General features: G+C 65.6%; 5 protein-coding genes. All 5 read right to left on the bottom strand.

Annotation, left to right across the window (positions count from 1 at the left end; translation table 11 throughout):
• Window positions 1-447: GNAT family N-acetyltransferase (locus tag VAE54_RS12045; RefSeq protein ID WP_322802215.1), on the bottom strand; the 447-nt coding region annotated here is incomplete at its 3' end.
• A 26-nt stretch (window positions 448-473) separates the two neighbouring features.
• Entirely contained in the window at window positions 474-1,361 is an 888-nt protein-coding gene (locus VAE54_RS12040; RefSeq protein WP_322802214.1) for an LLM class F420-dependent oxidoreductase, read from the bottom strand.
• A gap of 44 nt (window positions 1,362-1,405) precedes the next feature.
• A complete protein-coding gene (locus VAE54_RS12035; protein WP_322802213.1) occupies window positions 1,406-1,924 on the bottom strand; it encodes a secondary thiamine-phosphate synthase enzyme YjbQ in 519 nt (172 codons plus the stop codon).
• Window positions 1,925-1,985: 61 nt separating this feature from the next.
• Complete coding sequence (locus VAE54_RS12030) at window positions 1,986-2,345, bottom strand: MerR family transcriptional regulator (protein ID WP_322802212.1); 360 nt, start codon at window positions 2,343-2,345, stop codon at window positions 1,986-1,988.
• Window positions 2,346-2,456: 111 nt separating this feature from the next.
• Window positions 2,457-3,295 (bottom strand): S1C family serine protease (locus VAE54_RS12025; RefSeq protein ID WP_322802211.1); only part of this gene is annotated, 839 nt, incomplete at its 5' end.

Below are 3,295 nucleotides of genomic sequence, written 5' to 3'. Positions count from 1 at the left end.
TCGAAAGCCCAGGCGCTCCGGGATGGCCCGGCTGCGATGGTTCTCCGGGGCCACCCGGATCTCCACGCGGTGCAGCCGGCGGGTGAGGAACAGATCGTCCAGCACTGTCGCCACCGCCCGGGTTATGATCCCCCGGCCCTGATGGCCGGCATCCAGCCAGTAGCCGATCGAAGCGGAGCCATCTCCCTGATCGATCCGGACGCCTACGACCCCGATCAGGTTTGCCTCCAGCCAGATGCCCAACTCATAACCGTCCCCCCGCGCAAACCGTTCCAGGCTGTTTTCGATGAACGCGAGGCTGTCCCGCGCCTCCCGGACCTGGTTCACCCACGGCAGCCATGGCCGCAGATGATCTCGATTGCGATCCGTGAGCGCGAACAGGGGCTCCGCGTGATGCCGCTCCAGCAGCCGGAGCCAGATCCCATCCCCAATGGGTGCTCCCCACATTCCATCCTCCCTCTGAGCCGGAGGCTTTACGGGAGATCGCGTCGTAACGTGGCCAGCCGCTGCATCTGTTCGATTTGCGCCGCGGCGGAGGGGGCCTCGAAGGTGAGGATCACCCCCTCGGCTCCGGCCGCCCGGAGGGCCTGCAACCCTTCTAGGATCTGTTCGGGGGATCCAGTCAGCCGCATCCGCCGCTCCCCGGTGGGGGAGGTGTAGATGGGCGGAAGGGTGGAATCCAGGGCCACATACATGCGGCAGATCACCGGGATGGGGCGCCCGCCGGCCCATTCCCGCAGCCGGGCAATCCGTTCCCGCAGGGTCTCCGGGTCTAGGCCCACGGGGTGCCATGCGTCCCCCAGGCGAGCAGCCCGTCGCACCGCGGCCTCGGTGTTGCCGCCGATCCAGATGGGCGGCCCGCCGGGCTGGAGGGGCAGCGGCTCGAAGACGGCGTCTTCAATGTGGAAGAAGCGGCCGTGGAAGCGGGGGCGCGGGCTGGCCCACAGGGTCCGCATCAGCGCGATGCCCTCCTCCAGGAAGCGGATGCGACGCCGGAAGGAGACGCCCAGGTTCTCGAACTCTTGGGCCAGCCAGCCGGCCCCGATGCCCAGGATCAGCCGGCCGCCGGAGAGCTGATCCAGCGTGGCCGCCTGCTTGGCCACCAGCACCGGGTTGCGCAGCCCCAGCAGCAGGATGGAGGTCCCCAGCCGGACGCGTTGGGTCTGCCCGGCGAGGTAGGCCAGGGTCGTCCAGGTCTCGAAGATACGGCCGTAGGGCTCGTAATGGGCCTCCGGGACCAGGATGTGATCCGTGGTCCAAAGGGAATCGAACCCCAGACCCTCCGCGGCCTGGGCCACCGCGCGGATGGCCTCCGGTGATGAGGCTGGTCCATAATTGGGCAAACAGATACCGATGTGCATATCCCGGTGCTCCCAGTGCAGGAGTGAATCAATAAAGGCTCTCGCTACATCACCCCCACGATCTTCACCAGGACCCGCTTGCGGCGCTGGCCGTCGAACTCCGCGTAAAAGATCTCCTGCCAGGGCCCCAGATCCAGATCCCCATTCGTAACCGGAACGATCACCTCATGATGGAGGAGCAGGCTCTTCAGATGGGCATCTGCGTTGTCCTCCCCCGTGCGGTGATGGTGGTAATCCGGACGGAAGGGGGCCAGACGGTCCAGCAGTTCCATCATATCCTGCATGATGCCCTCTTCATGGTCGTTCACGTAAACGGCTGCCGTGATATGCATGGCGCTGACCAGCGCGAAGCCTTCGCGGATCCCGCTCTCGCGGACTGCCTGCCGCACCCGATCCGTCAGACGGATGATCGCCCGCCGCTCCCGGGTCTGGAACCAGAGATAAAGCGTGAGGGCCCGATAGGGTCCGTTTTCGTAGCGGCGGATCTCCTCTTTCACCAGATTTTGAGCCAGCGGCGCGTCCAGCTCCACGGGCCGGTTATCGCTCACGATCCGCAGGGCCATGGAGACCTCCTGGAAGTCAGATTCCCGGGAGCCCCGGACATCCATGCGAAATCGAAAGGCCTCACTGGATGAAGCGCTGTTCAGGCTCTGAAGACGGGGAGGGCTCGGCCCCAAGGAGCGCCCGCAGCCGTTCAATCTCCGCCTGGAGGGCGGCGATCTGCTCGCGCAGGCGGAGGATGATCTCCACCCCGGCCAGGTTCACGCCCAGCTGGGTCAGCTCTACGATCTGGCGCAGACGAGCTACATCCCGCTCAGAATACAGGCGCATCCGACGGACCCGCCGGGGGGAGATCAGGCCGATCGATTCATAGTAGCGAATGGTTTGCGGATGCAGCCGCACCATGGCCGCCACCGTCCCGATCCGATACCGGGGCTCATCCTCATCCACCACCTCGACTGAGCTGACCTGGATTTCCATCATCGCCCTCACCTCCTGGATCGGGGGTTGAGGGTTTGGAGCATCGGCCGCGACACCGCTGGCTTCCCATGGAGGCTCCGGGCCGCACCGCTCCAGTCTGACGGTCCGATCATGTCATCCGGGCGGCCGCTCCCCCAGGGTCACCCGGAGCGTCATGGGGCGGCCATCGCGTATGATCGAGAGGGTCACCGTCTCCCCGACACGTTTGTAATTCTCCAGATAGATCACGAGCTCATCCACCCGACGCAGCGGCCGATCATCGATCGCCGTGAGGATGTCCCCTCCCAGGAACACATCGCCGAAGCGGGTGCGCACCCGCTGGGATGCCCCCCGCAACCCTGCCTGATCGGCCGGGCTGCCGGGCACCACCTGAACGGTGAGGAGGCCGTGATCCGCCGGCAGGCGGAAGGCCTGGGCAAAGGCGGGAGTGATCTCAAAGAAGGAAGCGCCCAGCCAGGGATGAGGATAACGTCCCCGGGCGATCAGCTCCGGAACCACCCGCTTGATCGTGTTCACCGGGATGGCGAAGCCGATGCCGATGGAACCGCCGCTGGGAGAACGGATTGCCGTGTTGATCCCGATCACCCGCCCATCCAGATCCAGCAGCGGCCCCCCCGAGTTGCCCGGGTTGATGGCCGCGTCGGTCTGGATCACCTCCCCCAACGGCCGATCGGAGAGCTCCAAGGTCCGACCCAGGGCGCTGATCACGCCTACCGTCATGGTGCGGTCCAGGCCGAAGGGATTCCCGATCGCGATCACCCATTGCCCCACTTGCAATCGCGAGGAATCCCCCAGCATCACCGGGATCAATTTCTCTCGGGGTACCCGGATCCGTAGCACGGCCAGATCATTATACGCATCCGCTCCCACCAGCGTGGCGGAGGCCGTGGTGCCATCCGCAAGGATCACCTCGATCTGGTCCGCGCCTTCCACCACATGGTTATTGGTGACGA

Origin of the sequence: Thermoflexus sp., assembly GCF_034432235.1 — a bacterium.
Taxonomy (GTDB): Bacteria; Chloroflexota; Anaerolineae; order Thermoflexales; family Thermoflexaceae; genus Thermoflexus.
Note: the sequence above shows the minus strand (reverse complement) of the source record. Positions and strands in the feature narration are given on the sequence as shown.